Here is a 23,989-nt window from a genome sequence, read left to right as displayed (position 1 = left end):
GGCAGTGTCTGGTCGGGAGCTGTATCCCGCGTTTGCTTGAAAACATCACTGAAAGCCTCCGGCGTTTGCTTGCGTGCATGCAAAAGCGCTGCCCACAAGGGCAGCGACATCATTTGCGCGGGGCACTTAAAGTGAGTTGTAGGAGGTGTTGCTTTGGTTCAACCGGCCGGTTGGCGCCGCGTGGCGCACCCATTGGCGATATCGAAGATCTCGCCGGAGGTGCCGATTTCCGCGAAAGCAGCGGGATCGGCGCCGGTCATCCAGACCTGGGCGCCCAATTTCGAGAGCTCGCCGAACAGCGACTTGCGCCGATCAGGGTCGAGATGGGCGACGACTTCGTCAAGTAACAGGAGTGGCGTGATGCCGGTCATCTCCGCGACCAGCGTGGCGTGGGCGAGGATGAGCCCGATCAACAGGGCCTTCTGTTCGCCGGTGGAGGCATCGCGCGCCGGCATGTTTTTCGGCGCATAGATCACCTGCAGGTCGGTGAGATGCGGGCCGTCGAGCGTGCGGCCGGCGGCGGCATCACGCGGGCGACCATCGCGCAAGATCTGGCGATAGCGATCTTCGACCGCTGTGGCCGGTTCATTGACCAGCGCATTCTCCATCCAGCCGTCGAGCATGATGAGTGCGGATGGAAAGGCCGAGGCTTCGCCGCGGACGCGCAACATCTCTGCGAGCCGCATTGCAGTCTGGCCGCGTGTCGCGGCGACGGCAACCGCGAGTTCGGCTGTCTCCCGCTCGATGGCGTCGAGCCAGTGGGCGTCGCTGTTCCGGTCTTCGAGCAAGCGGTTGCGCGAACGCAGGCTACGCTCGAGTGCAGAGACGCGACCGGAGTGATCCTTGTCGATGGCCAGCACGAGGCGGTCGAAGAAGCGCCGGCGTTCGGAGGCGGCGCCCATGAACAGCTGGTCCATGGCTGGCGTCAGCCACACCATGCGCAGGTGATCGCCGAATGCTGCGGCAGAACCGACAGGCTCCCGGTCGATACGACAGCGACGGCTGGTGGACGCACCTTCTGCCGCGGGGGCATCGATGCCGGTGCCGAGTGTGGCGAGACCAACCTCACCCTCGACAGTCGCCGACACGGCCCAGGAGCCGTCGCCTTCGTTATTCGCAACGTCTTCGAGCGTGGCGCGCCGCAAGCCGCGGCCGGGCGACAGAAACGAGATCGCCTCGATGCAATTGGTCTTGCCGGCGCCGTTTGGGCCGACGAGGGCGACCATGTCCGCCGACGCCTCCAGCGATGCCGCGCGATAGCTGCGGAAATTGGTGAGCGACAGGCGATGGATGCGGGAGGCGGTCATTCGTGAATATGGGACTCAGCTAAAGTCGTCGCAACGCGCCGCGCCTATCTCCGTTGTCATCCCCGCCTAGTGCGCCGAAGGCGCATGCGGGGCGGGAATCCATAACCACGGCCGGCACAATTAAAACGGCAGAGTCGTAGCTACCTAGCTGCAACTAGTTCTTCGGAGGCTATGGGTCCCCGCCTTCGCGGGAACGACACCTGAAGGAACTCACACCCGCATCGGCATCAGCACATAGAGGGCGCCCTTGGCGTCCTTGTCCTGCACCAGCGTCGGCGAGCCGGGATCGGCGAGGCGCAGCACGGCGACGTCGCCTTCGATCTGGGCGGCGATGTCGAGCAGGTAGCGCGAGTTGAAGCCGATATCGAGTGCGTCGGAGGCGTATTCGACCTCGAGCTCTTCCGTCGCGCTGCCCGAGTCCGGATTGGTCACGGACAGCACCAGCTTGCCCGCCGACAGCGCGAGTTTCACGGCGCGGCCGCGCTCGCTGGAGATTGTCGAGACGCGGTCGACTGCGTTCTCGAAATCCTTCTTGTCGATCACCAGTTCCTTGTCGTTGTTCTGCGGGATCACGCGGCCATAGTCGGGGAAGGTGCCGTCGATCAGCTTCGAGGTCAGAACCACATTGCCAAGCGTGAAGCGGATCTTGCCCTGCGACAGTTCGATGGTGATCTCGGCTTCCAGATCCTCGATCAGGCGCTGCACTTCACCGACCGTCTTGCGTGGCACGATGACGCCCGGCATGCCGTCGGCGCCCTTGGGCAGCTTGAGGTCGATCTGCGCCAGACGATGACCGTCGGTGGCGACGGCACGCAGGGTCGCCGCGGTCGCGGTGCCGGCGGCGTGGAGATAGATGCCGTTGAGATAATAGCGGGTCTCTTCGGTGGAGATCGCAAACTGCGTGCGGTCGATCAGGCGCTTGACGTCGGAGGCGGGCAGCGCAAACGAGTGCGTCATTTCGCCGGCGGCGAGATCCGGGAAATCATTCTCCGGCAGCGTCTGCAGCGTGAAGCGCGAACGTCCAGCGCGGATCGCCATCACCGAGCGGTCGCCATCGGCTTCCAACACGATCTGCGAGCCATCCGGCAGTTTACGGACGATGTCGTAGAACATATGGGCAGGCACGGTGGTGGAACCGGCAGTGCCGACTTCGGCGGCCAGGGTTTCCGTGACTTCAAGGTCGAGGTCGGTGGCCTTTAGCGACAGCCGGGCATTTTCGGCGCGGATCAGCACATTGCCCAGGATCGGAATCGTGTTGCGGCGCTCCACCACGCGATGGACGTGGCTCAGCGACTTCAGGAGTTGCGCGCGTTCGACGGTGACCTTCATAACAAAACCCGCCCGATTCAATCCGGTGTCGTGTGGAAATGCCTGGCAGCCCGAATGGGCGCCGCGGCGATGACACCCGCAAGCTCGATCAAGTGGATTTTGCTCAATCCCACGGGGGACCGCAAGGTGGCGTGGATGGCCGGGAAGCGCAAGAGAGATGCGCTTCCGGCCCCCAATGTTTTGACGGTTAACACCCTCGTCCTGCCCCCGGTGCACGCTTCGGCGCGCCGGGGGCGGGGACGCTTTACTCCTGCAGTTGGCGCTTCAGCGTTTCGACCTCGTCCTGCAGAGCCACGTCCTTGCCGACCAGCGCCTCGATCTTGCGTACGGCATGCAGAACCGTGGTGTGATCGCGGCCACCGAAGCGGCGGCCGATTTCCGGCAGCGAGCGCAGCGTCAGGGTCTTGGCCAGATACATCGCAACCTGACGGGGGCGAACGACATTGGCGGTGCGGCGCGACGACAGGAGGTCGGACCGGCTGACATTGTACTGACGCGCGACGACACGCTGGATGTCCTCGATCTTGATGCGCTTCGGCTCCTGCGGGCGAATCAGGTCGCGCACTTCGCGCTCGGCCATTTCCAGCGTGACCGGCGTGGCGTTCAGCTTCGAATGCGCCAGCAGGCGGTTAATTGCGCCTTCGAGGTCGCGGCCGTTATGGGTGATGGTGCGGGCCAGATAGTCCAGCACCGGCTCCGGCACCTCGAACGAGGCGTGATGTGCACGCGCGGCGGCAACGCGCGATTTCAGGATGCCCAGGCGCAACTCTTCGCCGAGTGAGCTCATTTCCACCACCAAGCCTCCGGCGAGGCGCGAACGCACGCGTTCGTCGAGGCTTTCCAGATCCGACGGCGGGCGATCGGCGGCGATCACGACCTGGCGGCCGGCATCGATCAGCGCGTTCAGCGTGTGACAGAACTCGGCCTGCGTGGTCTTGCCCTGCAGGAACTGCATGTCGTCGATCACCAGCACGTCGATGCCGCGCAGGGCTTCCTTGAAGGCGAGCGCCGTCTGCGTCTTCAGCGCAGCGACGAAGCCGTACATGAATTTCTCGGCGGTGAGATACAGCACCTTGCGGTCGGGACCGGAATTGCCGGCCCAGGTCACCGCCTGCAACAGATGGGTTTTGCCGAGGCCAACGCCGGCATGGATATAAAGCGGGTTGAACATCACCGGATCGCCGCGACGGCCTTCGGCGACCTGGCGCGCGGCAGCATGGGCCAGCGTGTTGGCGCGGCCGAGCACGAAGCTCGCAAAAGTCAGGCGCGGATCGAGCGGCGAGCCGCCGAGTGCTTCATGACTTGCGGACACTGGCGCGGTGGCCGTGGCGCGGAGTTCGGGCGCATGACGGTTGTTGGACGTCTCGGTGCGGCGCGCTTCGGCTGGCGCGGCGGCTTCCTTGTTGGCGGGCGCCACGTTGCGCATCGCCGAACGCACGGTGAGATCGACGCGATGAACCTGCGGCATCTCGGCCTGCCAGGCGTTCAGCACGCGCTCGGCATAGTGGGCCTGGATCCAGCTCTTCAGGAATCGGGTGGGTACCGAAAGATGGACGCTGTCGTCCTGCACGCTTTCGAGATCCATCCGAGCGAACCAGCTGGAGTAAACGTCTTCGCCAACCGTCGACCGCAGCCGACCTTTCACGCGAGACCAGTGATCCTGTTCCATATTAGCCATTGTCAGAGAACTTTTCAGATAGAGTGAGTGTCCGGCACAACGCTGCCGATGAATGTCCGCGTATGGAGACGCGGTGCGACCTCGTGTGACGCGTCGTCTTCGGGCACAGCTCCGCCCAACGGCCATCCGGCCGAGGTCAGATCAGTGATGTCGAAGAGGACCTCGTCGCGAGGTCAGCGCGTACTGGAGGGTCTGTCGGGAACGTGGGCGGAGGTGTGGGTCGCCATATCTGAACGAGACGCAGATCGCGGTCGCTGGAATGCTGTCGTGGTTGATTTGCGCATAAAGCCTCCCCCCGCTCGCCGCGGTCGCTCGCGGCAAGATGTCAGTTCACATGTGGTTCAAAGTTAGTCCGCAACGCTGAACATCGAAACTCGTTCAGTCGCATTCCCGTATCGTCGTCTTGCCCGCTCGTCTGCCCGCTTACTTCCGCACCGTCAGCTTTGCTGGTTGCGATTGGCCGGTGCGCATTTCTTTTCAAAGCATCCGAATGGATACCCGAGAAATTTCGACACAGAACAACCCTTCCCATATTGCTATGGGCTGCGATCCGATCAAAGCTTGGAAGGTGTCGCTAACCTGAAGACCGTCGCTGATCCCAAGGTCCGCCCTGGTTCTTAAATCGCTCTGATCTGAAGAACCGCGGGGCGCCGCGAGTGATTAAGAAATACAGCACGCCCGGTTTCTCGCAACGGAATCATTTTTCAGATGCCCCGTAAAAGCCTCACTTGAGCAGCCCGGATCGTATCGTGATTTTTTTGGCGATACGTCAAGGTTTTGAATCAACGCGCTGAATCGTAATGTGACAGTGCCGTTGCAAATTCGAGCGAGCGAAAAAAGAAATTCATAATTCATTTACGAATGAAGGCGCCGATTCCGCGTTTTCAAACTGGTCCGCTTCGCTATGCCGATAAGTGATTAGAGCCGCGCGTTTTTTTCTGTGCGTTGAGTCAGGGTAACCCTAGACATCGGACTCAGTATCGTGGCGAGGGCCGCTTGCTTTTTCGGAATCACGCTGACGCAAGCGATAAGGCGGATTGGGACTCGGTGTGATGCGTTGTGTGTTCCTGCCGTGTCGTTGAAGAGACATGACGGGACGCGCATCGTGCAAGCGCGCGGTGGCCTTTGCGGTTCATCAGAATTTGTGACGCGATAGCGCGCACGCATTGCGGCATAAAAAAGCCCGGCGTGAAGCCGGGCTTTTTGGAAAGAATGTTGTCGTCAGATTACTGCGCGAGCTTCGCGATCTGATGAACGAGACGCGAGACCTTGCGGCTCGCGAGATTCTTGTGAACGAGGTTGCGCTGGGCAGCCTTCATCAGCTCAGGCTCGGCGAGCTTCATCGCCTTCAGCGCCGCTTCGCGGTCGCCGCTCTTGATCGCCGCCTCGACGGTGCGGACTGCACCGCGCATCTGGGTGCGGCGGGACTTGTTGACGATGGTGCGGCGGGCAATCTTGCGCGTCGCCTTCTTGGCGGAGGTCGTATTGGCCATATCTCACTATCCTTCAGCAGCGTCCCGTCTCGGGCGCCGGGCTGATTGACGTCTGCCGCTCGACTGCGGCCAACGCTGATCTGTTTCCGGGGTGTTCCTGAAAATGCTATCCCCGGAGCGGCAAAGCTCACGCGTTTCGAAACTCACGGGGCGCGCCGCTCAAAGAACAGCGGCGGCGGGATTGCGCCCACCGCCATTGGCGCTCCTTATAGAGTGCCCGATTTCCACCGTCAACGCCTTCCGGCTGCGCCTTTAGACGAAAAACAGCCGCAGAGTGGCGGTTAAGTTGCTGATGAGGTTGAATTTCTCGGGTTTGCCCGGTATTGCCGGGGGTGAGAGCGATGAGGGGATTCGGATGATCCGCGGGTTTTTCCGCCTGATAGGGCTGTTATTGCTGGCCGGTGGGTTCGTGTTCCTAGTCTATGATGGGGCGCGCTCGATTGCCGATCAGGCGCTGCGGCTGACCCGGCTCGGGGAGTTCTGGAACGACATCAACCAGGCCAGCCAGCGTTCCTTCCAGGCGATGGTCGATGCCAATGCGCCGTTCCTCAGCGGGCTTCTCAAATTGCTGCTCAACCAGCCGGCCTGGGCCGTCATGGGCGTGCTCGGCATCGTGCTGATGCTGTTGTTTCGGCCAAGCAAGCCGTTGATCGGCTATTCGCGGAATTGAACGGCGTTCGACGACGTAACACACCTGCCGTTTCCCTCGTAGATACCTATATTGCCACCTGAGATACGCCGCGCGGCAGGAGTGAATCCGGTTCTGCCTCGCGGGTGCTGTTGGCCCCCAGATCTGCGCGTTCGTCCAGCGAACCGGAGTCCACTTCGTTCGCGAGCGCGCCGGGAGATGATCCATGCTTTTCATGCGCAAGACCGCTGCATTGCCGACCGCCGCCGAAGCACTGCCCGGTCGCGATACGCCGATCCCCACTGCCAAGCATCACTTCGTCAATGGCAGCAACATCCAGCCGCCCTATCCAGAAGGAGTTGAGCGGGCGGTGTTCGGGCTCGGTTGCTTCTGGGGTGCTGAGCGCAAGTTCTGGGAGCTCGGCGACGGCATCTATACGACGGCGGTTGGTTATGCCGGTGGCTTCACGCCAAACCCGACCTATGAAGAGACCTGCTCGGGTCGCACCGGTCACACCGAAGCGGTGCTGGTGGTGTTCGATCCGAAGAAGATTTCTTATGAGCAGCTCCTGAAGACGTTCTGGGAAAGCCACGACCCGACCCAGGGCATGCGCCAGGGCAATGATATCGGCTCGCAGTATCGTTCCGCGATCTACACCTTCAGCGATGCACAGCGCGATGCCGTCGCAGCGTCGAAGGCGGCGTATCAGAAGGCACTGTCGGCGAAGGGCCTCGGCACCATCACCACCGAGATTGCGCCGGCCGGGAAGTTCTACTTCGCCGAGGACTATCACCAGCAGTATCTGGCGAAGAATTCCGGCGGCTATTGCGGTCTCGGCGGCACCGGTGTGTCGTGCCCGATCGGGGTCGGCGTCACGGCCTGAGCTGACCACGGCTAAGTGTAGATAAACAACGTCAAAAGCCCGCTTTCGGAGCTCCCGAAGGCGGGTTTTTTGCTGCCTGATGGAAGGCCATGACAACGGAATTTTAACCATAAGAGGCCAAAACCGAGGCTGCCTCTATGAGGGATATGTCCAGTGTCGTCTGCCCGCGCGTTTCGTCTGCCCATGATTGTCGCGGTTGCCGCGCTGGCTTTGTCCGGCTGCATGCGGAGACCGGGTCCTGTTGCAGTGGTTGCGCCGGCTGCCGATCTCGACACGCTCGCTTACGGTCGCCCGGGTTACGGGCCGGCAGCAGTGCCGGTTGCTTATGCTTCCCCGGTCTCGGCCTATGATGCGCAGTACAAGCTCGATGCCGGCGACAAGCTGCGCGTGGTGGTTTACGGCCAGGAAGGTCTCACCAATTCCTACGCCATCGATGCCGGTGGCGCGATCACCATGCCGCTGATCGGCCGCGTGCCAGCGCGCGGCATGACGCCTGCTGCTTTGGCCGCGAGCATCACCGGTCGCCTGCGTAACGGATTCATTCGTGAGCCATCGGTGGCTGTCGAAATCGAAGCCTACCGTCCGTTCTTCATTCTTGGTGAAGTCGCCGCTCCCGGCCAGTATCCTTACGTGCCCAATATGAGCGTCGAGAGCGCGATTGCCATTGCCGGCGGTTTCTCGCCGCGCGCCAAGCGCGACGAAGTCACGCTGACCCACACCACCATCGAGGGCTCGTACCGCGCCGTGGTGCCGTTGGGTACGCCGATCAATCCCGGCGATACGGTGCTCGTTAGCGAGCGCTGGTTCTGATCGCGCGCATCAAGTGCCGTCGTCACCCCAAGCGTGATTTTCTCCGCTTCGCGGAATAGGTCGGCGTACTCCCGATAATTAAAGGCTGCGATGTATAGGCGCATCGGCGTCAGGACGCGCGTTGCACTGTATCAGAATCGTCTTTAGCACTGTAAGCAATGATCAAGTGAGGCCAACTCGCTGAAATGCGCCGCCATGTCGGCACATATGGATATCAGGGGAGAAGAGATGAAGACGAGTCCGTCGATCAGTGCGATGCGCGGCGTCACTTTGGCAGCCATCGTGGCGCTGGGAGCGGCGCTGTCTTCGCAAGCATTTGCGCAGACTGCGCAATCCTATCCCGATCGACGCATCACCTTCGTCGTGCCCTATGCTCCCGGCGGTGCCACCGATGTCACCGCGCGCCTGCTGGCGCAGAAGCTGCAAGAGTCCTGGAAGCAGACCGTCACCGTCGAGAACAAGCCGGGCGCCGGCGGTGTGATCGGCAATGACTTCGCCGCCAAGGCTCCGGGCGATGGCTACACCGTGCTGGTTGCGATCACGCAGATCATCCAGGCGCCGAGCCTGATGTCGAAACTGCCTTACGACGCGTTCAAGGATCTCGCGCCGGTGACGCAGGTCGCGATCTCGCCGATCGTGCTCGTCGTGCCCGAAGCGCAGCCGATGAAGTCGGTGAAGGAACTGATCGATCTCGCCAAAGCCAGCCCCGGAAAATATCCGTACGGCACCTTCGGCAACGCCACCACGTCGCATCTCTATGGCGAGCTTCTGAAGAAGAATACCGGCATTGACATGACCCATGTGCCGTATCGCGGTGCTGCGCCTTTGCTGAACGATCTGCTCGGTAATCAGGTCACTGCGGCATTCCTCGACTTCACCACCGCCGGACCACAGCTCGAAGCCGGCAAGATCCGTCCGCTCGCGGTGGGCGGCGAGAAACGCAAGCCCAAGCTGCCGAACGTGCAGACCATGGCTGAACTCGGCTATCCTGGCTTCGAGGCCGAAGGCTGGGTCGGCGTCTTCGTACCGGCGGCGACGCCGAAGGACATTGTGAACAAGCTGTCGGCCGAGCTTGGTCGCATCATCAAGTCGCCAGAGGGGACCGCCGGCCTGCAGGCGGTCAATCTCGTTCCGGTCGGTGACAGCCCGGAGTCTTTCGAGAAGAGCCTGCGTCGCGATTTTGATCGCTGGGCAACGGTGGCGAAGACTGCAGGCGTCAAAGGCGAGTGATGTTCCAATCTCTCCCGACTGGCAGGGAAAGATCGAGGCTGCTCCCTCTCAGTCGTCATACCCGGGCTTGACCCGGGTATCCAGCTGTGCCCAAGCGCTTGTTGGTGCCGCAAAGGTGGATTGCCGGGTCAAGCCCGGCAATGACGTGGAGAGGGCGGCGGCTTACTTCAGATGCTTCGCGAGGAACGCGAGGCTCCGTTCTCTCGCAACATCCGCGCTGGCCTTGTTGTAGCTGGCACGCTGGTCGCAATTGAAACCGTGTTCGGCACCGTCATAGACGAAGATCTCCACATCCGGCCGCTTGGCGCGGATGGTCTCGACATCCGACAGTGGAATGCCGTGATCCTTTTCACCGAAATGCAGCTGCGTCGGTACGGTCGGCTTGTCGTCGGCAAAGCGCACCACGGCGCCGCCGTAATAGCCAATGGCGGCGCTGAGGCCGGTCAGTTTCGTCGCGGCAGCGAAGGCGACGCTGCCGCCAAGGCAGAAGCCGATGATGCCGACATTGCCGACATCCCCAACGGAATCGATCGCGGCCTGAGTGTCGCGCAGCATCGCGGGCCAATCAGGATTGAGTACGAACTTGCGCGCGATGGCGATTTCCTCGGGTGAATAGCCGGACTGGAAGTTGGGTTCGGTGCGATCGAAAATCGACGGCGCCACTGCCACATAGCCCTGCACGGCGAAGCGGTCGCAGACCGTGCGGATGTGGTCGTTTACGCCGAAGATCTCTTGGATCACGACCACGGCGCCCTTGGGCTTGCCCTCAGGCTGGGTGCGGTAGGCGCCGAGTTTGAAGCCGTCAGATGCGGTTAGCGTGATGTCTTGTCCCACGAGGTATTCCATATCGTTGTTGAGGGGTGGGGTCTGTTTGGCGCGGACGGCCGTACAGGTCCACTCACAAAGCGGCTATTGCCACATCCAGTTCCGGCCCCAGTCGCCCTTCCAGCCGGTCAGGCGTCCCTTGCGAAACTGGAGATAGAGGCGGTCGCGGCGGTCGAAGAAGCCGCTGCCGCCGAAGGTGCGGATTGCCAGATAGATCTCATCGCCCGGTCGGCCGCTGACATAGGTTAGCGGGGTGCCCAAGGTACGGGCGGCGTCACTTGCGGCCATCCCAAAAGCCAGCGGGGTGGCGTTCGAAAGGGTTGCCGTGAATGGCAGATCGGGCGTCGTCCCCGCGGGCTGCCCGTGGGCTGGAACCGTGACGACGAGGCCGGTCGCGACGCCGAGGATGAACCTGATGGTCTTCATGGCGCGATTGTTTTCCGGATCGGATTCCGGCGCAAGGCAGCATTGCTTAAAGTTTTCACGAAGTCCCTAACCAGCCGATAGTGCTATCCGCCGGAATGAAACCTTCCGTGGGCCGATCAGGAAGCATTAACAATACGCATTAAGCTTCAGGAACCCTGTTCCAAGGTATGTATGTCCTGCTTGCGGCCCGTTCGCCGCAATAGATCGAGGGCATATGACCGCTTCAGTCAACCAATCGCCGGCGCGCCGCCGACTGCTTCTGGCATCGGACCGCAGCGATCACAGCAGCGAACTCGTCGATATCCTGCAGAAGGTCGGCGAAGTCGATGTTGTCCCAACGTCAGCCATTCCGGAGACGCCGCCCAGCGAGCTGTCGGGTATCGTGGTCGATATCAATCTGCGTTCGGCAGAGGCCGTGCAGCGCGTGCGCAACAAACTGCGCCACAAATCCTATGAAGCGATACCGCGCCTGTTCGTGCTGGCCGACTCGCTGCATCACGGATCGATGCAGGCCTGGGCGCTCGGCGCCACCGATACGATCGCGCGCCCGTTCGATGCGCGTGGTGTCATGCAGCGCATCCGCGCCGCATTTCCGAACCCGCATGACGAGGACTTCTCCACTCGCGGCAAGGCGCTGAATCGCGGCGTCGAGGCGGCGCATGCGGTAATGGTCAAGATCTTCGAGAAATTGCCCGCCGGCGTGCCGCTCACCTTCAACGACGTGATGCAGGCAGAGAACCAGATTCTGAAGGCCATCAAGCGTACATCGCTGCGCGAATGGCTGGCCGCCGTCGGCCGTCATCACAATCACAGCTATCGTCACTGCCTGTTCGTGACTGGTTTCGCGGTGGCCTTTGCGCAGCATCTCGGCATGCGCGATGAAGATCAGCGCCGCCTCACGCGCGCAGCCCTCGTCCACGACGTGGGCAAGGCGTTTATCCCGGTGTCGATTCTGGACAAGCCGGGCAAGCTCACCGAGGACGAGACGCTCGAGATGCGCAAACATCCGCGTCTCGGCTTCGAAGCGCTGGTGGCGCAGGGCAGCTTTCCGCGCGAGATGCTCGACGTGGTGCTGCATCACCACGAATTCCTGGATGGCAGTGGCTACCCCGATGCGCTGGCCGGCGACCAGATCAGCGACATCGTTCGCCTGATGACCATCGTCGACATCCACGCGGCTCTGGTGGAGCGGCGTGCCTATCGCATGGCCTTCACGCATGCCAAGGCGTTCGAGATCATGGAGCAGATGGGCGACAAGATCGATCAGCAACTGCTACAGGTGTTCCGCCCGGTGGCCCTCGGCGCGTAAGCGCCGTTCGCCTCAGGCCAGCAGCTTGCGCAATTCTGCCTTGGCCACTTTTTCAAGCGTCGAACGCGGCATCTCGTCCACGAAGTGGATTTCGCGCGGCACCTTGAAATCCGCCAGCCCGCTCTTGCAAGCCGCCATGACATTGTCATGCAGCGCCGGTGGCGCCTGCGCCACGCCGGCATGCGGGATGATGAAAACAACCGGCACTTCATCCAGCATCGGATGTTTTTTGCCGACGACGGCGGCTTCGCGCACGCCGGGCACGGTGATGACAACCTGTTCGATCTCCGATGCGGCAACGTTCTCGCCGCCAACTTTCAGCATGTCCTTGGCGCGATCGCCGAACTTGATATAGCCGCGCTCCAGTAGCGTGACGCGGTCGCCGGTGATGAAGAAGCCGTTCGCGTCGAAGCTGTCGCGCGTGGCGGCCTCGTTGTGCAGATACTCCTTGAACAGCGACAGGCCGGGAATGCCCTTGATCGTGAGATTGCCAGTCTCACCCACGGCGGTCGGCGTGCCGTCGTCATTGGTGACGCGGATGCCATATTCGGTTGCTGCGCGGCCGATGGCCATCGGCGTGTTAGGCTGATCGACCTCGCCGATGATGCCGTGAGTAATGGTCTCGGTCATACCCCACCAGCCGATGATCTTGACGCCGAATTTGGCAAAGGCCGGCGGATCGCAGAACGACGCACCCCACAGCCGGAAATGATGCTTCGGTACGTCGTGTTCGAGCAGCGCCTTCATGCAGAACGGGATCGTCGACAGCCAGGTCGCGCGATGTTCGAGCGCCACGTTCCAGAACCGGCGCGCGGAAAAACGCGGCTGAAGCACTAGGGAGGCACCGACCCACAACGTCGCCAGCATCGAATAGGCCAGCGCGTTGGTATGAAATAGCGGCAGATAAGTCATATGCGTATCAAACGCATGTAGGTCCTGATGCGCGGCGTTCACCTTGCCGCCCCACAGCGCATTGGCGTGGGTCCACAGCACGGCTTTGGGCCGCGATGTGGTGCCTGACGTATATTGGACGCTACAATGCGCCCACAGGTCGACCGGGCGGCGCGGACGATCGGCGCTGTCAGCGAACAACGCATCAAAACGCTCGGCCTTGCCGACCGTGTAACCATCGGCCAGCGCGCCAGCATTGTGCGAGGTCACGGCGATCCAGCGCAGCTTGCGGCAATTGGTGGCGACGAGTTCGGCATAGGATGGCTGCGTGATAGCGGCGACCGCGCCGCAATGATCGGCGAAATACTCGATTTCGGCGGCTGAGGAGCGGGTATTCGTGGTCACTGCGATGGCGCCGAGCTCGGCGCAGGCGAACCAAGCCAGCAGCATCTCGACGCAATTGTCGAGATGGATCAGCACATAGTCGCCCTGGACGATGCCGCGCCTGGCGAGGCCTGCTGAAAGTGCCCCGACGCGCTCGTGAAACTCGCCATAGGTCCATGGCCGCGCCGGCGCATCGAATGGCGACCAGATGATGAAAGGGTGATCGCGACGCGTCTCGGCGTGCATGCGCAGCAGCCACGGGACGTCCATGCCGTCGAACGGGCCGATCGAACCGGGAATCATGGCGGGATTCGTCGCGGGGTAGGGCATGCATCCTCCGTCGAAAGCCACCGGAGCGACCGCTTACGCGGGGGCGGCTTTCTTATTCTTGTTTTTACGGAAGATGTTGTGCCATCGGCGGCGGGGCGGCGCAAACCGCCCCGGCATGCAGGATCAGCCTATTTCGTAAGACGAAATTTCAATCAGGCTGCCATCGGGATCCCGGCAATAGACTGAGCGCAAGGTGCCCCGCGCGCCCTGTTTGGCCACCGGGCCTTCCTCGATCGCAACGCCGCAAGCACCGAGATGCGTGATTACGGCGTCGGGCGGTGAGGCAGTGAGAAAACAGAGGTCGTCACTGCCGACCATCTCATGATCCGCCGTGAACCACTCGACCTTATCGGCGCTGATCGGCCGCAGATTGATCTTTTGCACGCCAAAACTCACCGATGTGCGCGGTAACTTTCCCGGACCGGGATCGAACACCTTCACCTCCATGCCCAGGACGCGTTGATACCAGGTGGCTGAGCGCTGGACGTCAGCGACGTTGAGGACGAGATGATCGAGGGCCGTGACGGTGAGGGACATGAAATGGTCCTTGGCTTTGCCTTGACGTTTCTTTGGGCTGGTGCCGCAGTAGTGTCGCACTGGTCGATAGTTGAATTGTTTGGTAGATACGGCCGTTGTCAATTCAACACACGCTGACCGCGCGCAAAGTTGCGGCAGCCGGAGGGAATAAAATATGACGTCACGTCGTGCCGCGATCGGTCTGATTGCGCTTGGCTTTTCTGCTTTTGCTGCAACCGCTCTCGTTCCTGTCAGCTCGGCGCTGGCCGTGGACTATCCGACGCGGCCGGTTCGCTTTGTCGTCGGCTATCCTGCTGGTGGTGCAACCGATATTCTGGCCCGCCTGATCGGGCAGAAGTTATCTGAGCGAACCGGTCAGCAATTCGTCGTCGAGAACAAGCCGGGCGCCGGCAACAATATCGGCACCGAATCTGTCGTGAATGCAGAACCCGACGGCTACACCATCCTGCTGGTCAATCCGGCGAACTACATCAACGCGACGCTCTATGGGAAGCTGAGCTTCAATTTCGTGCGTGATATCGCGCCTGTCGCCGCCTTCCATCGCACCGCCAATGTGATGACCGTCAACAAGGACATCACGGCGAAGACCGTCGGGGAATTCATCGCCTATGTGAAGGCCAATCCGGGCAAGGTGAACATGGCGTCGTCGGGTAACGGCACCTCGGTGCATCTATCCGGTGAGATGTTCATGATGCTGTCGGGCGCCAAGATGCAGCATGTGCCCTATCGCGGTGCTGCGCCAGCGATCACCGACATGCTCGGCGGTCAGGTCCAGGTGATCTTCGACAACATGCCGTCAATCATCCAGCATATCCGCTCGGGCAGCCTTCGTGCGCTGGCGGTGACGACCACCGACAAGTCGTCGCTGTTACCCGATGTGCCGACCGTCGCGGAAACCGTGCCGGGTTATGAGGCCAGCGCTTTGTTCGGCATGGGTGCGCCGAAGAAGACGCCGCCGGAGATTATCGCCAAGCTCAACGCGGACGTTAATGCGGTGCTGGCGGATCCGGCCGTCAAGGCCAAGCTGATCGATCTCGGCGGCGAACCGCTGATCGGACCGCCAGAAGCGTTCGGTAAGATGATCGTCGCGGAGACCGAGAAGTGGGAGAAAGTGGTCAAAGCCGCGGGCCTTAAGGTCGAATGAACCCATGCGGCACTATGGTGTCTAACCCTTGTGATGACGCCAGCGTAAGCGCGTAATCACAAGACCGGGATGTATCGGAGCTTGCGGGAACGTTCATCCGCAGGCTCTGTTGCTTTCTGGAGATGTCACAGGACCGCTGCCGCGGAGGAGAAGACGTGATGCGCAATCTGATGCTGGCCGTGTTGGCTGTTGGTGGCGTTTCGGCCATGGCTTCCAGCCCTGCAGCTGCCGCCCCGACCTATCCCTATTGTATCCAGTCGCAGGCCTTCGGGACCGATTGCTCCTATCCGAGTTACGAAGCGTGCCAGGCGACCGCATCCGGCCGCGGCGTCGATTGTATCGTCAATCCGCGGCTGGCGTTCAGCCCGCAGCCTTACGGCGAGCCGCGCCGCAGTCGGCGTTCGGTTGCCTATTAAAACCCATCTTCACGGCGGCGACAGCTATATTTTTGGCTTCGTCGCCAGCCAGATGACATGACGGGCGCCACCGCGTGTGCCGGTGGCGCGGATCTTGATTTCCTCGGCGTTGAAGCCTGCCTTGCCGAGGAGTGCCGTGAATTTGTCATATGGAAATGACGACCAGACGGCCAGCACGCCGCCCGGACTGAGCGCGGCCTGGGCCGCGCGCAACCCTTTCAGGTCATAGAGCGCATCATTCGATTTTCGCGTCAGGCCTTCGGGCCCGTTATCGACGTCGAGCAGGATCGCATCATATTTGCCGCGTGCACCAGCGATGGCTTTAACGACATCGCCCTCGACAATCTCCACGCGCTCATCACTCAGGCTGTCGCCAGACAGCTCGGCCATTGGGCCACGCGCCCAGGCGACGATCGCGGGCACCAGTTCGACCACGGTGATCTTCGCCTTCGGGCCGAGCACCTTTAGCGCAGCGCGCAATGTAAAGCCCATGCCATAGCCGCCGATCAAAAGCCGCGGCGCCTTCATGTCCTTGAGGCGAAAGCAGGTGAGTGTCGCCAGCGCTTCCTCGGAGCCGAACAGCCGGCTGCTCATCAACTCGTTCTGGCCGAGCTTGATGGTGAACTCTTGCCCGCGCTGCATCAGGCGCAGCGGCACGCCGCCGCCGGGTACTTCGGTCGTATCGATCAGTTTCCAGGGTAGCACGGGTGTCTTTCATCAAGCGATTGCGCGGCGGCCCGTGGTAGCGCGAGAACCGAGCCCCACGCAACTCGGCTATCATGCAAAGGCCTTACAGCAATTGGAGTCGCTCGTGTCGCAGCACTTCGATTGCAGCGCGCGATCAGAGGCAGGGTTCCGGTCTCTGGAATAGCTCCAACACGTCGCTGCATCTTCGTTTAAAGGGAACTACACTGATGGAGTACTTCGCGCGGCAGCTCCGTTCGCCGTTCTTAACGGGCGGATAACTAACCGAACGGGTTGTGCCGGTGCATTGATAGAACGGAATTGCCAACGGTATCTGGTGCCTCTAAGCAGAATGAAGACCAATGCATCTTCGGGTTGCGCATCGCGCGGCAAGGCGAAGACGCTTTCGTCGGGGCCGAGTGATCTTCAACTCATCGAGAGGAATAGAATGACCAAAATTCTGCACATGATGGCGGCATGTCTCGTCGCCCTGTTCATCGTCTCGACGCAGGCAAGTGCTGCGCCGATGATGGGCCAGAGCATCGCTGTCGAAGCGCACGTGATCCCGGTTGCGGGTGGCTGCGGTCCGAGCGGCTGGCGCGGTCCCTATGGTGGCTGCCGCTATACACCTTATTACGGCCCGCTCCCGGGTGGCTACTATCAGGAAGCTCCCGTGACGGGGAACGGCTGCCCTCCCGGTTATTGGCGCGGTCCGTGGGGACACTGCCGCAACACGCCCTATCACGGCAATCTACCGGGTGGCGGCTGGAAGCCATAAGGCAAACGTGACGCTGCGTCGCACGTCGCAGCCCACGGTCTGACTGTCGATCAGCTGAAAGGCCAGCCGCAAGGCTGGCCTTTTTGTGGCGCGCAAACATTGAAGCGCAGCGTTGAATGTGTTGCCTTGGGCCATCTACGGGATGGCTTGGAGTTACTTTTATGACGATGCGGTTCACACCGGGTGCGGTGACGCTGGCAGACTGGCGGTCGATCTATCGGGGGGCAGTACCAGTTCTCGATGAGAGCTGTACTCCACGCATCAATGCCAGTGTTGAGGCAGTTGCCCGGATTGTCGCCAAGGGCGAACCCGTCTATGGCATCAATACAGGCTTCGGAAAGCTTGCTCATGTCGGCATAGAAGCCGAAAGCATCACGGCCCTCCAGAAAAACATCGTGCTGTCACATTGCGTGGGCGTCGGCGACCCGGCGCCAGCGCCGGTGGTGCGGCTGATGATGTGCCTCAAGCTTGCGAGCCTGGCGCAGGGTTTCTCCGGCGTCCGCATGGAGACGGTCCAGTTGCTCAGCGTCATGATTGCGCGTGACATCACGCCCATCGTGCCCGCGCAGGGATCAGTCGGTGCCTCGGGCGATCTGGCCCCGCTCGCGCATATGGCGTCGGTCATGATCGGCGTCGGCGAGGCGCTGACGACGTCCGGCCGATTGCCGGCGACGGAGGCGCTCGCCAGTGCGGGTCTGCAGCCGATCGAGCTGCAGGCCAAGGAAGGACTGGCGCTGCTGAATGGCACGCAGTTCTCGACGGCCTATGCACTTGCGGGATTGTTCGAGGCTGAAATTCTGTTCAAGACCGCACTCGTCAGTGGTGCCTTGTCCACCGACGCCGCGCGTGGCTCGGATACGCCGTTCGATCCACGCATCCATCAACTGCGCAAGCATGAAGGGCAGATCGTTTCAGCCCAGGCATTGAAGGAACTTCTCGCCGGCAGCGCGATTCGCGAGTCGCACCGCACCGGCGACGTCCGTGTTCAGGATCCTTATTGCCTCCGCTGTCAGCCGCAGGTGATGGGCGCCGCGCTGGACGTTTTGCGACAGGTGGCCACCACGCTTCTCACTGAAGCGAATGGCGTCTCCGACAACCCTCTGGTCTTTGCCGACGACGATATTGCGATCTCCGGTGGCAATTTTCATGCGGCGCCGGTTGCCTTTGCGGCGGATATGATGGCGCTTGCGATCTGTGAGATTGGATCGATCTCTGAGCGCCGGATCGCCATGCTGGTGGATCCGGTGCTATCCGGTGTGCCCGCGTTCCTGACACCGAAGCCGGGGCTTAATTCCGGCTTCATGATCGCGCAAGTGACGGCCGCGGCGCTGGTATCTGAGAACAAGCAGCGGGCTTATCCGGCCAGCGTCGATTCGATTCCGACATCGGCCAATCAGGAAGATCATGTCTCGATGGCTGCCCATGCGGCGCGCCGGCTGCTGCCGATGATCGAGAATGCAATGGCCGTCATTGCCATCGAGCTGCTGGCGGGCGCGCAAGGCTGTGATTTCCATGCGCCGCTCAAGTCCAGCGATCGTCTGGAAAGCGTTCGCGCACGTATCCGGGCAGACGTCGCCCATCTCGACGAGGATCGATATTTTCACGACGACATTCAGAAATCGCTTCGCCTCGTGCGATCCGGCGCGATCGTCGCGGCAGCGAATCTCGACACTATCCCGGGTGTTTAAAGCGCGAGAGAGCAGTTAGCCAATTGCGGTCTTGATCACGCTCAGCAATTCCTGGAATGGCTCGGCGCAGGACGGGTCGGTCGGGTGCTGTTGCAGTACATCGTAGATTTTGGGCACGAGCTGGACGGCCTGATCGAGTTCACTGTCGCGGCCGGGCTGATAGCCACCCATCAGGCGAAGGTCGCGGGTGTCCTCAAAGCGGGCGATCATGGCGCGCAGCTTGCGCACCAGATTGGCTTCTTCCGGCGACCACACATGCTGGCCGAGGCGCGACACCGATGACAGCACATTGACGGCCGGATAGCGGCCCTGATCGGCGACGTCGCGGTCGAGCATGATGTGCCCGTCCAGTGTACCACGCACCGTATCCGCCACGGGCTCGTTGTGATCGTCGCCGTCTACGAGAACGGCAAAGACGCCGGTAATGGAGCCCTGGCCTTCGAGGCCCGGTCCTGAACGCTCCAGCAGTCGCGGAAGTTCGCTGAAGACACTCGGCGCATAGCCGCGTGCGATCGCCGGCTCGCCAGTAGCGAGCGCGACTTCACGGGATGCGTGGGCGAAGCGCGTTACCGAATCGACGATCAACAGCACCGATTCGCCGCGATCGCGGAAATATTCGGCGATGGTCATCGCCGTCTTCGGCGCCAGTCGACGCATCATCGGGCTTTCGTCGCTCGTCGAGACGACCGTGATCGCGCGGGTCTTGTGATGGACCAGCGATTCTTCGAGAAATTCACGTACTTCTCGTCCACGCTCGCCGACAAGTGCAGTGACGACGGTGTCGAAGCCGGAGCTGCGCGCGAGCATCGAGAGAAGCGTAGTCTTGCCGACGCCGGAACCGGCGAAAATGCCGATGCGTTGGCCGATGCAAAGCGGTGTGAAGAGATCCACGACGCGGACGCCGGTGCGGAGCGGCTTGCTCACGCGCGAGCGGGTCATCGCTGGCGGGGGATTGGCATCCGTTTGCATCTCGCGCTCGCCGACGGGCATGTCGCCGGCGCCATCCAGTGGCTCACCAAGCGCATTGATGACGCGACCTTTCCAGGCCGGATGTGGAGACAGCGTCTTGGGAGGCATTCGGAAAGCGGGAACGCCGAGGCCGGCAGCAAAGTGGGAATCGAATGGTTTGGCCGTTACGCCGTCATTATCGATCCGCACGACCTCACCGAGATGAACCCGCTTGTCGATTTCCAGTCCGATCAATTCACCGAGCCTGACATAGCGCGACAGGCCGGAGACGCGAAAATGCGTCGGCGTCACCTCGGACACCATGCCGCCGACACGAACCGTGGGTACGTCCCGGCGCAGGGTTGCGATGGTCGATTCGAGTTTCTCAAGCGCGTTCATCAAGCTCTCCCGCCGATCATGTCAGGCATCAAGCCTTTGGATCGCCTAAGGTGCGAATGGCGCCCTGCATGGTGCTTTCCGAATTGTCGATCAACGAGCTGACACTCTGAAAGGTGCGTTGGGCGGTCATCATCTGCGTGAGTTCAGTCAAGGGATCGACATTCGATCCTTCCACATAGCCCTGCTGAAAGCCGACCGTGACGAAATCGAGCGCGGTGGTCGCCGGCTTGCTGGGAATCACGCCCGACGTTCCGAATCGTTCCAGCTTTGCGTCCGGTGCGATATCGAACAGGCCGAGCTGACCGACCTGGATGCGGCCCTGCGAAATGGTGCCATCGCGCACGATCGTCAGTGGGCCGGCATCTGGATCGACGATGATCGGCGTGCCGCCTGAATCGAGGATTGGATAGCCGGTAAGTGTTTGAAGCTGCCCGTTGATGTCGATCTGCATGCGGCCGTCGCGCGTATAGACAGGGCCGTTCGGGCCGGCAAACGCCATCCACGTCGTGTTGCCGGGATCGGGGCCGCCGGGATAGGCAGCCATGCTATTCCCGGTGACCGCCACGTCCAGGGTATTGCCGGTCTGGGTGATAGCGCCTTCCTTGCGCGAGATGAAATTCTCGCCGGGGGAGGAGAAGGCGACCGCCTGTGTTGCTGCCCGCGACATCGCAGTCTCGAATTTCACGGCGTCGGCACGAAACGCAGCCGTTTTCATATTGGCCATGTTGTTCGCGATGGTTTCGAGCCGCTTTTCGAGCGAGACCTGGGCCGAGAGGCTGACATAGAGGGCTGATTGCATTTTATCGTCCGATTTTCAGGTTCTGCAGGGTGGTCAGCACATCCGTGCTGAGGCCCATTTCGAGCGGCTGCGTGATGAGGGTGCTTGAAGCCGATTGGGCGGCGGACGTTCCGTTTTCCATCTCCCACATCACCGAAAAGCGCTGCAGGAACGTCTGCAGCTTTTCGGGGGTCTGGAAATCCGCGATGTCGATTTTCGCGCCGAGCATATTTGCCTGTTTGTCGACATCCGCCATCGAGGTCATCGATGAGATGCCAAGCGCGATCTGGGCGACCTTGATCAACGCCGGATCAGCGAGAATCTGATAGATGCTGGTGATCTTGGGCGCCTTGCGCTCGAAGTAGAGTGCCAGACGAACGCCTTCATTCTGCGATCCGGCGTCTTCCTCAAGCTGCTGTCGAACATATTTCTCGACGGTGCCGACCTGCGCGGCGGCCGCGCTCGTCGCCTGGTCGCCCAGCTTGGCAAAGTCGAATGCGGTGGCGAATTCGCGGTAGCGGGCGTCGGAAAGCTTGTTGGCGAACGTGGTCGAGCTGGCAACGCCTTCCGTTAGAACCTTGCGCATGAAGGCCTTGGCATAGGTCATGTCGCTCAGCCCATAGGCCTTCATGGCATAGCTGAACAGCCGATAGTCGCCGATGAACTCGTCGATCGTCTTCACATCGCGAATGTGCGACAGGTAGTACTCCGTGTCCTTTGACACGTCCGGCTTCTCCATCGTCTGTTGCAGCGATTTGACGATATTCTTGGAGATCAACTGGTAGCTTGCGATTGTCGAGACCATCGGCAGTGGGTTCCCAGTCTGCGGGCGCATGCGGCGAGACTGGCCTCAACCTCCCCGCACAAGCTTGCGCGGGGCTGGCCGCCGCAGGTCGATGTCAGCCTCGTGCAAGCATCGTTGCCTAAGTGAATCGTATCCTCAATTTGGAGCGGTGCGCTTGAGCATTCTCTTTGGTGTCATCATCACACTCGCCAGTCTGATCGGCGGCTTCACCGCGATGGGCGGGCATCTCAGCGTGATTTGGCAGCCCTGGGAGTTCGTCATCATCATGGGGATGTCGCTGGGCACCTATGTCATCGCGAATCCCTGGAAGACCGTGGTCGACACCGGTCGCGCCACCGTGCAGGCATTGACTGTCGCGGTGCCAAAGGAGCGTCACTACCTTGATCTGCTCGGGCTTCTGCATTCGCTGATGCGCGAGGTACGAAACAAGGGCCGCAACGAGGTGGAAGCTCATATCGATGACCCGACGTCATCTGAAATCTTCACTGCCTTCCCGACCGTGCTCGCCAACGAGCCTCTTCTGCACTTCATCTGCGATTACTTTCGTTTGATCATCATGGGCAGCGCGCGGCCGCATGAGATCGAAGCGCTGATGGACGAGGAAATCGAAACCATCATTCGCAGCAAGATGAAGCCATATGGCTCGTTGATGATGGTCGCCGAAGGCCTGCCGGCGCTCGGTATCGTCGCCGCGGTGCTCGGCGTCATCAAGGCGATGGGCGCTCTCGACCAATCCCCGAAATTGCTCGGCGGCTTCATCGGCGCGGCTCTGGTCGGCACCTTCGCCGGCATCTTCTTGTCCTACGGTCTCGTCGCGCCGTTGGCCCACAAGATCAAGCTGGTGCGCGAGCAGCGCGCGCGGATGTATGTGATCGTCAAGCAGTCACTGCTGGCCTTCATGAACGGGGCCCTGCCGCAGATCGCGATCGAACACGGCCGCAAGATGATCGGCCCCGGTGAACGCCCGTCGATCGATGTTGTCGAAAGTGAAACCATCTCCGGCGGGCCTGCAAAAGCAGCGCCTGCTGAACCCTCGGCGAAAGTGGGAGCACGGGCCTGATGTCAGAAGTGAAGTCAGGCCGCGTAGATCAAGGATCGGATCAACTTTTAGGGGCTGCCGGAATTTCCGTCGAACGCATGCCGATGCTACATGTGATTTTCGACCAGATGACGAATCTTTGCGCCGAAAGCCTGCGATCCATGTCGCCCTCGCAGTCGTATTTCTCGCTGAGCAGCGTGGGCAGCGATCGCCTCTCCGATATTCTGGATCGCTATGAGGGCGAAGCCATTGCCGCGGTCTTTTACGCGCAAGCATGGGATGCGCGCATCCTGATCGGTTTCGATCGCGATTTCGTCTACACGATGATCGAACTCCTGTTTGGCGCCGATGGCGCCGAGCCGCCGCTCGATATGCCGCGTGTCTTCTCGAACGTGGAGCTGCATGTCGCGCAGTCGCTGTTCGAGCGCTTCGGCAAAGCATTGCAGGCGTCATTCGATCGCGCTTCCGACGTGACGTTTAACCTGGAGCGCGTCGAGACGCGCATGGACTATCTTGCGATCGGTCGCCTCAACAATATGGCCGTATGCGCCAAAATTCTGTTGCAGGGTCTCGATCGCGGCGGCGAGATGTTTATCGTCATTCCCCACGCAGCGCTCAATCCGATCCGGCAGGCGCTGTCGCAGATCGTATCCGGCGAGTCGGCATCCACCGATCCGAACTGGAGCCGTCAGTTGCACAGCGAGATCAAGCGGACCGAAGTCGTTCTGAAGGCGGTTCTCGAAGAGCGACAGTTTACTCTCGGCGAGGTCGCGAAATTTCACGTCGGCCAGGTGCTCAAGCTCAACGCCACACCGGACACCATGGTTCGTCTTGAATGCAATGATCAACGCCTGTTCTGGTGCCAGCTCGGCCAGATGAATGGCGTCTATTCACTGCAGGTCAAGGAATCGGCCGACCAAAAACGGGAATTTATCGATGGTATCCTCGCTCGTTGACATCATCCTTTTTGCTGCCCTGCTCTTCACGAGCATCCGCGTCACCAAGATGCATCGTGAACTCGTCAAGTTGCGTGCGCATCAGGGCGAGTTCACCGCCGTGGTCGGCAAGACCAATGAGACGGTGGACGACATGGTGCTGATGGTGCGCGAATTCAGCGCGGATGGCCGACAGATGGTCCAGACGCTCGGTGACAAGATCGACGAGGCGCGCAAGACTATCGCGGAAATCGATACTCGTACTGCGGCGCAAAATCCGGCTTAGGCCAAGATCTGAGTTTTCAAGAAGGCAGG

The 23,989-nt window shown here is 61.2% G+C and carries 24 protein-coding genes; 12 read left to right on the top strand and 12 right to left on the bottom strand.

What is annotated here, in order from left to right:
- Window positions 1-158: 158 nt before the first annotated feature.
- The 4 genes from recF to rpsT all read right to left on the bottom strand — a co-directional run bounded on the left by recF (window position 159) and on the right by rpsT (window position 5,807).
- Window positions 159-1,307: a DNA replication/repair protein RecF gene (gene recF, locus A4A58_RS03930; RefSeq protein ID WP_068729940.1), complete on the bottom strand. Its 1,149-nt coding sequence runs from the start codon at window positions 1,305-1,307 to the stop codon at window positions 159-161.
- A gap of 210 nt (window positions 1,308-1,517) precedes the next feature.
- A complete protein-coding gene (dnaN, locus tag A4A58_RS03925; protein ID WP_068729938.1) occupies window positions 1,518-2,636 on the bottom strand; it encodes a DNA polymerase III subunit beta in 1,119 nt (372 codons plus the stop codon).
- A 244-nt stretch (window positions 2,637-2,880) separates the two neighbouring features.
- Complete coding sequence (gene dnaA, locus A4A58_RS03920; protein WP_068729936.1) at window positions 2,881-4,314, bottom strand: chromosomal replication initiator protein DnaA; 1,434 nt, start codon at window positions 4,312-4,314, stop codon at window positions 2,881-2,883.
- Between the two features lie 1,226 nt (window positions 4,315-5,540).
- Window positions 5,541-5,807 (bottom strand): 30S ribosomal protein S20, encoded by a 267-nt coding sequence (gene rpsT / locus A4A58_RS03915; RefSeq protein WP_068729934.1) that lies wholly within the window; start codon window positions 5,805-5,807, stop codon window positions 5,541-5,543.
- A gap of 355 nt (window positions 5,808-6,162) precedes the next feature.
- Between rpsT and A4A58_RS03910 the strand changes: the two genes are divergently transcribed.
- From A4A58_RS03910 to A4A58_RS03895, 4 genes are all read left to right on the top strand, one after another.
- Window positions 6,163-6,477: a hypothetical protein gene (locus A4A58_RS03910; protein ID WP_068729932.1), complete on the top strand. Its 315-nt coding sequence runs from the start codon at window positions 6,163-6,165 to the stop codon at window positions 6,475-6,477.
- A 184-nt stretch (window positions 6,478-6,661) separates the two neighbouring features.
- On the top strand, window positions 6,662-7,318 hold the full coding sequence (gene msrA, locus A4A58_RS03905) for a peptide-methionine (S)-S-oxide reductase MsrA (RefSeq protein ID WP_068729930.1): 657 nt from the start codon (window positions 6,662-6,664) through the stop codon (window positions 7,316-7,318).
- 183 nt (window positions 7,319-7,501) lie between these two features.
- A complete protein-coding gene (locus A4A58_RS03900; protein WP_068729928.1) occupies window positions 7,502-8,128 on the top strand; it encodes a polysaccharide biosynthesis/export family protein in 627 nt (208 codons plus the stop codon).
- 228 nt (window positions 8,129-8,356) lie between these two features.
- The gene (locus tag A4A58_RS03895) at window positions 8,357-9,358 is read left to right on the top strand and encodes a Bug family tripartite tricarboxylate transporter substrate binding protein (RefSeq protein WP_081421734.1); all 1,002 of its coding nucleotides are present in this window, start codon (window positions 8,357-8,359) and stop codon (window positions 9,356-9,358) included.
- A 162-nt stretch (window positions 9,359-9,520) separates the two neighbouring features.
- On the opposite strand, the gene A4A58_RS03890 is transcribed toward A4A58_RS03895, so the two are convergent.
- Together A4A58_RS03890 and A4A58_RS03885 are read right to left on the bottom strand one after the other, a co-directional pair.
- Window positions 9,521-10,192: a dienelactone hydrolase family protein gene (locus A4A58_RS03890; RefSeq protein ID WP_068730440.1), complete on the bottom strand. Its 672-nt coding sequence runs from the start codon at window positions 10,190-10,192 to the stop codon at window positions 9,521-9,523.
- Window positions 10,193-10,267: 75 nt separating this feature from the next.
- Window positions 10,268-10,609: a hypothetical protein gene (locus A4A58_RS03885; protein ID WP_068729924.1), complete on the bottom strand. Its 342-nt coding sequence runs from the start codon at window positions 10,607-10,609 to the stop codon at window positions 10,268-10,270.
- 214 nt (window positions 10,610-10,823) lie between these two features.
- On the opposite strand from A4A58_RS03885, the gene A4A58_RS03880 reads away from it, so the two are divergent.
- On the top strand, window positions 10,824-11,918 hold the full coding sequence (locus tag A4A58_RS03880) for an HD-GYP domain-containing protein (protein WP_068729922.1): 1,095 nt from the start codon (window positions 10,824-10,826) through the stop codon (window positions 11,916-11,918).
- Between the two features lie 12 nt (window positions 11,919-11,930).
- On the opposite strand, the gene A4A58_RS03875 is transcribed toward A4A58_RS03880, so the two are convergent.
- Together A4A58_RS03875 and A4A58_RS03870 are read right to left on the bottom strand one after the other, a co-directional pair.
- A complete protein-coding gene (locus A4A58_RS03875) occupies window positions 11,931-13,523 on the bottom strand; it encodes an AMP-binding protein (RefSeq protein ID WP_068729920.1) in 1,593 nt (530 codons plus the stop codon).
- Between the two features lie 123 nt (window positions 13,524-13,646).
- Window positions 13,647-14,060 (bottom strand): VOC family protein, encoded by a 414-nt coding sequence (locus tag A4A58_RS03870; protein ID WP_068729918.1) that lies wholly within the window; start codon window positions 14,058-14,060, stop codon window positions 13,647-13,649.
- A gap of 154 nt (window positions 14,061-14,214) precedes the next feature.
- Between A4A58_RS03870 and A4A58_RS03865 the strand changes: the two genes are divergently transcribed.
- Window positions 14,215-15,204, top strand: a complete 990-nt coding sequence (locus A4A58_RS03865) for a Bug family tripartite tricarboxylate transporter substrate binding protein (RefSeq protein WP_068729916.1) — start codon at window positions 14,215-14,217, stop codon at window positions 15,202-15,204.
- Window positions 15,205-15,362: 158 nt separating this feature from the next.
- The gene (locus tag A4A58_RS03860; RefSeq protein WP_068729914.1) at window positions 15,363-15,620 is read left to right on the top strand and encodes a DUF3551 domain-containing protein; all 258 of its coding nucleotides are present in this window, start codon (window positions 15,363-15,365) and stop codon (window positions 15,618-15,620) included.
- A 24-nt stretch (window positions 15,621-15,644) separates the two neighbouring features.
- On the opposite strand, the gene A4A58_RS03855 is transcribed toward A4A58_RS03860, so the two are convergent.
- Window positions 15,645-16,325, bottom strand: a complete 681-nt coding sequence (locus tag A4A58_RS03855; RefSeq protein WP_068729912.1) for a spermidine synthase — start codon at window positions 16,323-16,325, stop codon at window positions 15,645-15,647.
- A 427-nt stretch (window positions 16,326-16,752) separates the two neighbouring features.
- Between A4A58_RS03855 and A4A58_RS03850 the strand changes: the two genes are divergently transcribed.
- Both A4A58_RS03850 and hutH read left to right on the top strand, forming a co-directional pair.
- The gene (locus A4A58_RS03850) at window positions 16,753-17,082 is read left to right on the top strand and encodes a GCG_CRPN prefix-to-repeats domain-containing protein (protein ID WP_244499652.1); all 330 of its coding nucleotides are present in this window, start codon (window positions 16,753-16,755) and stop codon (window positions 17,080-17,082) included.
- 161 nt (window positions 17,083-17,243) lie between these two features.
- On the top strand, window positions 17,244-18,770 hold the full coding sequence (gene hutH / locus A4A58_RS03845) for a histidine ammonia-lyase (RefSeq protein WP_068729910.1): 1,527 nt from the start codon (window positions 17,244-17,246) through the stop codon (window positions 18,768-18,770).
- A gap of 15 nt (window positions 18,771-18,785) precedes the next feature.
- Here hutH and fliI read toward each other — a convergent pair whose 3' ends face one another.
- From fliI to A4A58_RS03830, 3 genes are read right to left on the bottom strand one after another with little or no spacing between them, the layout of a single operon-like run.
- Window positions 18,786-20,117 (bottom strand): flagellar protein export ATPase FliI, encoded by a 1,332-nt coding sequence (gene fliI / locus A4A58_RS03840; protein WP_068729909.1) that lies wholly within the window; start codon window positions 20,115-20,117, stop codon window positions 18,786-18,788.
- 28 nt (window positions 20,118-20,145) lie between these two features.
- A complete protein-coding gene (gene flgF / locus A4A58_RS03835; protein WP_068729907.1) occupies window positions 20,146-20,916 on the bottom strand; it encodes a flagellar basal-body rod protein FlgF in 771 nt (256 codons plus the stop codon).
- A 1-nt stretch (window position 20,917) separates the two neighbouring features.
- Window positions 20,918-21,700, bottom strand: a complete 783-nt coding sequence (locus tag A4A58_RS03830) for a DUF1217 domain-containing protein (protein WP_068729905.1) — start codon at window positions 21,698-21,700, stop codon at window positions 20,918-20,920.
- Window positions 21,701-21,854: 154 nt separating this feature from the next.
- Between A4A58_RS03830 and motA the strand changes: the two genes are divergently transcribed.
- Genes motA through A4A58_RS03815 form a run of 3 tightly spaced genes read left to right on the top strand, consistent with a single transcriptional unit; the run spans window position 21,855 to window position 23,960 of the window.
- Window positions 21,855-22,760: a flagellar motor stator protein MotA gene (motA, locus tag A4A58_RS03825; protein WP_283804887.1), complete on the top strand. Its 906-nt coding sequence runs from the start codon at window positions 21,855-21,857 to the stop codon at window positions 22,758-22,760.
- On the top strand, window positions 22,760-23,695 hold the full coding sequence (locus tag A4A58_RS03820) for a FliM/FliN family flagellar motor switch protein (protein ID WP_068729903.1): 936 nt from the start codon (window positions 22,760-22,762) through the stop codon (window positions 23,693-23,695). Before motA ends, A4A58_RS03820 begins: the two co-directional genes overlap by 1 nt.
- Window positions 23,676-23,960 carry a hypothetical protein gene (locus A4A58_RS03815; RefSeq protein WP_068729900.1) on the top strand — a complete coding sequence of 95 codons (285 nt, stop codon included), beginning with the start codon at window positions 23,676-23,678 and terminating at the stop codon, window positions 23,958-23,960. Before A4A58_RS03820 ends, A4A58_RS03815 begins: the two co-directional genes overlap by 20 nt.
- Window positions 23,961-23,989: the final 29 nt, after the last annotated feature.

Source organism: Tardiphaga robiniae (genome assembly GCF_001618955.1).
Taxonomy (GTDB): Bacteria; Pseudomonadota; Alphaproteobacteria; order Rhizobiales; family Xanthobacteraceae; genus Tardiphaga; species Tardiphaga robiniae_A.
Note: the sequence above shows the minus strand (reverse complement) of the source record. Positions and strands in the feature narration are given on the sequence as shown.

Coding starts and splice junctions, on each gene's coding strand:
- recF (WP_068729940.1), bottom strand. CDS start 1,307: ATGACCGCCTCCCGCATCCATCGCCTGTCGCTCACCAATTTCCGCAGC.
- dnaN (WP_068729938.1), bottom strand. CDS start 2,636: ATGAAGGTCACCGTCGAACGCGCGCAACTCCTGAAGTCGCTGAGCCAC.
- dnaA (WP_068729936.1), bottom strand. CDS start 4,314: ATGGCTAATATGGAACAGGATCACTGGTCTCGCGTGAAAGGTCGGCTG.
- rpsT (WP_068729934.1), bottom strand. CDS start 5,807: ATGGCCAATACGACCTCCGCCAAGAAGGCGACGCGCAAGATTGCCCGC.
- A4A58_RS03910 (WP_068729932.1), top strand. CDS start 6,163: ATGATCCGCGGGTTTTTCCGCCTGATAGGGCTGTTATTGCTGGCCGGT.
- msrA (WP_068729930.1), top strand. CDS start 6,662: ATGCTTTTCATGCGCAAGACCGCTGCATTGCCGACCGCCGCCGAAGCA.
- A4A58_RS03900 (WP_068729928.1), top strand. CDS start 7,502: ATGATTGTCGCGGTTGCCGCGCTGGCTTTGTCCGGCTGCATGCGGAGA.
- A4A58_RS03895 (WP_081421734.1), top strand. CDS start 8,357: ATGAAGACGAGTCCGTCGATCAGTGCGATGCGCGGCGTCACTTTGGCA.
- A4A58_RS03885 (WP_068729924.1), bottom strand. CDS start 10,609: ATGAAGACCATCAGGTTCATCCTCGGCGTCGCGACCGGCCTCGTCGTC.
- A4A58_RS03880 (WP_068729922.1), top strand. CDS start 10,824: ATGACCGCTTCAGTCAACCAATCGCCGGCGCGCCGCCGACTGCTTCTG.
- A4A58_RS03875 (WP_068729920.1), bottom strand. CDS start 13,523: ATGCCCTACCCCGCGACGAATCCCGCCATGATTCCCGGTTCGATCGGC.
- A4A58_RS03870 (WP_068729918.1), bottom strand. CDS start 14,060: ATGTCCCTCACCGTCACGGCCCTCGATCATCTCGTCCTCAACGTCGCT.
- A4A58_RS03865 (WP_068729916.1), top strand. CDS start 14,215: ATGACGTCACGTCGTGCCGCGATCGGTCTGATTGCGCTTGGCTTTTCT.
- A4A58_RS03860 (WP_068729914.1), top strand. CDS start 15,363: ATGCGCAATCTGATGCTGGCCGTGTTGGCTGTTGGTGGCGTTTCGGCC.
- A4A58_RS03850 (WP_244499652.1), top strand. CDS start 16,753: ATGACCAAAATTCTGCACATGATGGCGGCATGTCTCGTCGCCCTGTTC.
- hutH (WP_068729910.1), top strand. CDS start 17,244: ATGACGATGCGGTTCACACCGGGTGCGGTGACGCTGGCAGACTGGCGG.
- fliI (WP_068729909.1), bottom strand. CDS start 20,117: ATGAACGCGCTTGAGAAACTCGAATCGACCATCGCAACCCTGCGCCGG.
- flgF (WP_068729907.1), bottom strand. CDS start 20,916: ATGCAATCAGCCCTCTATGTCAGCCTCTCGGCCCAGGTCTCGCTCGAA.
- A4A58_RS03830 (WP_068729905.1), bottom strand. CDS start 21,700: ATGGTCTCGACAATCGCAAGCTACCAGTTGATCTCCAAGAATATCGTC.
- A4A58_RS03820 (WP_068729903.1), top strand. CDS start 22,760: ATGTCAGAAGTGAAGTCAGGCCGCGTAGATCAAGGATCGGATCAACTT.
- A4A58_RS03815 (WP_068729900.1), top strand. CDS start 23,676: ATGGTATCCTCGCTCGTTGACATCATCCTTTTTGCTGCCCTGCTCTTC.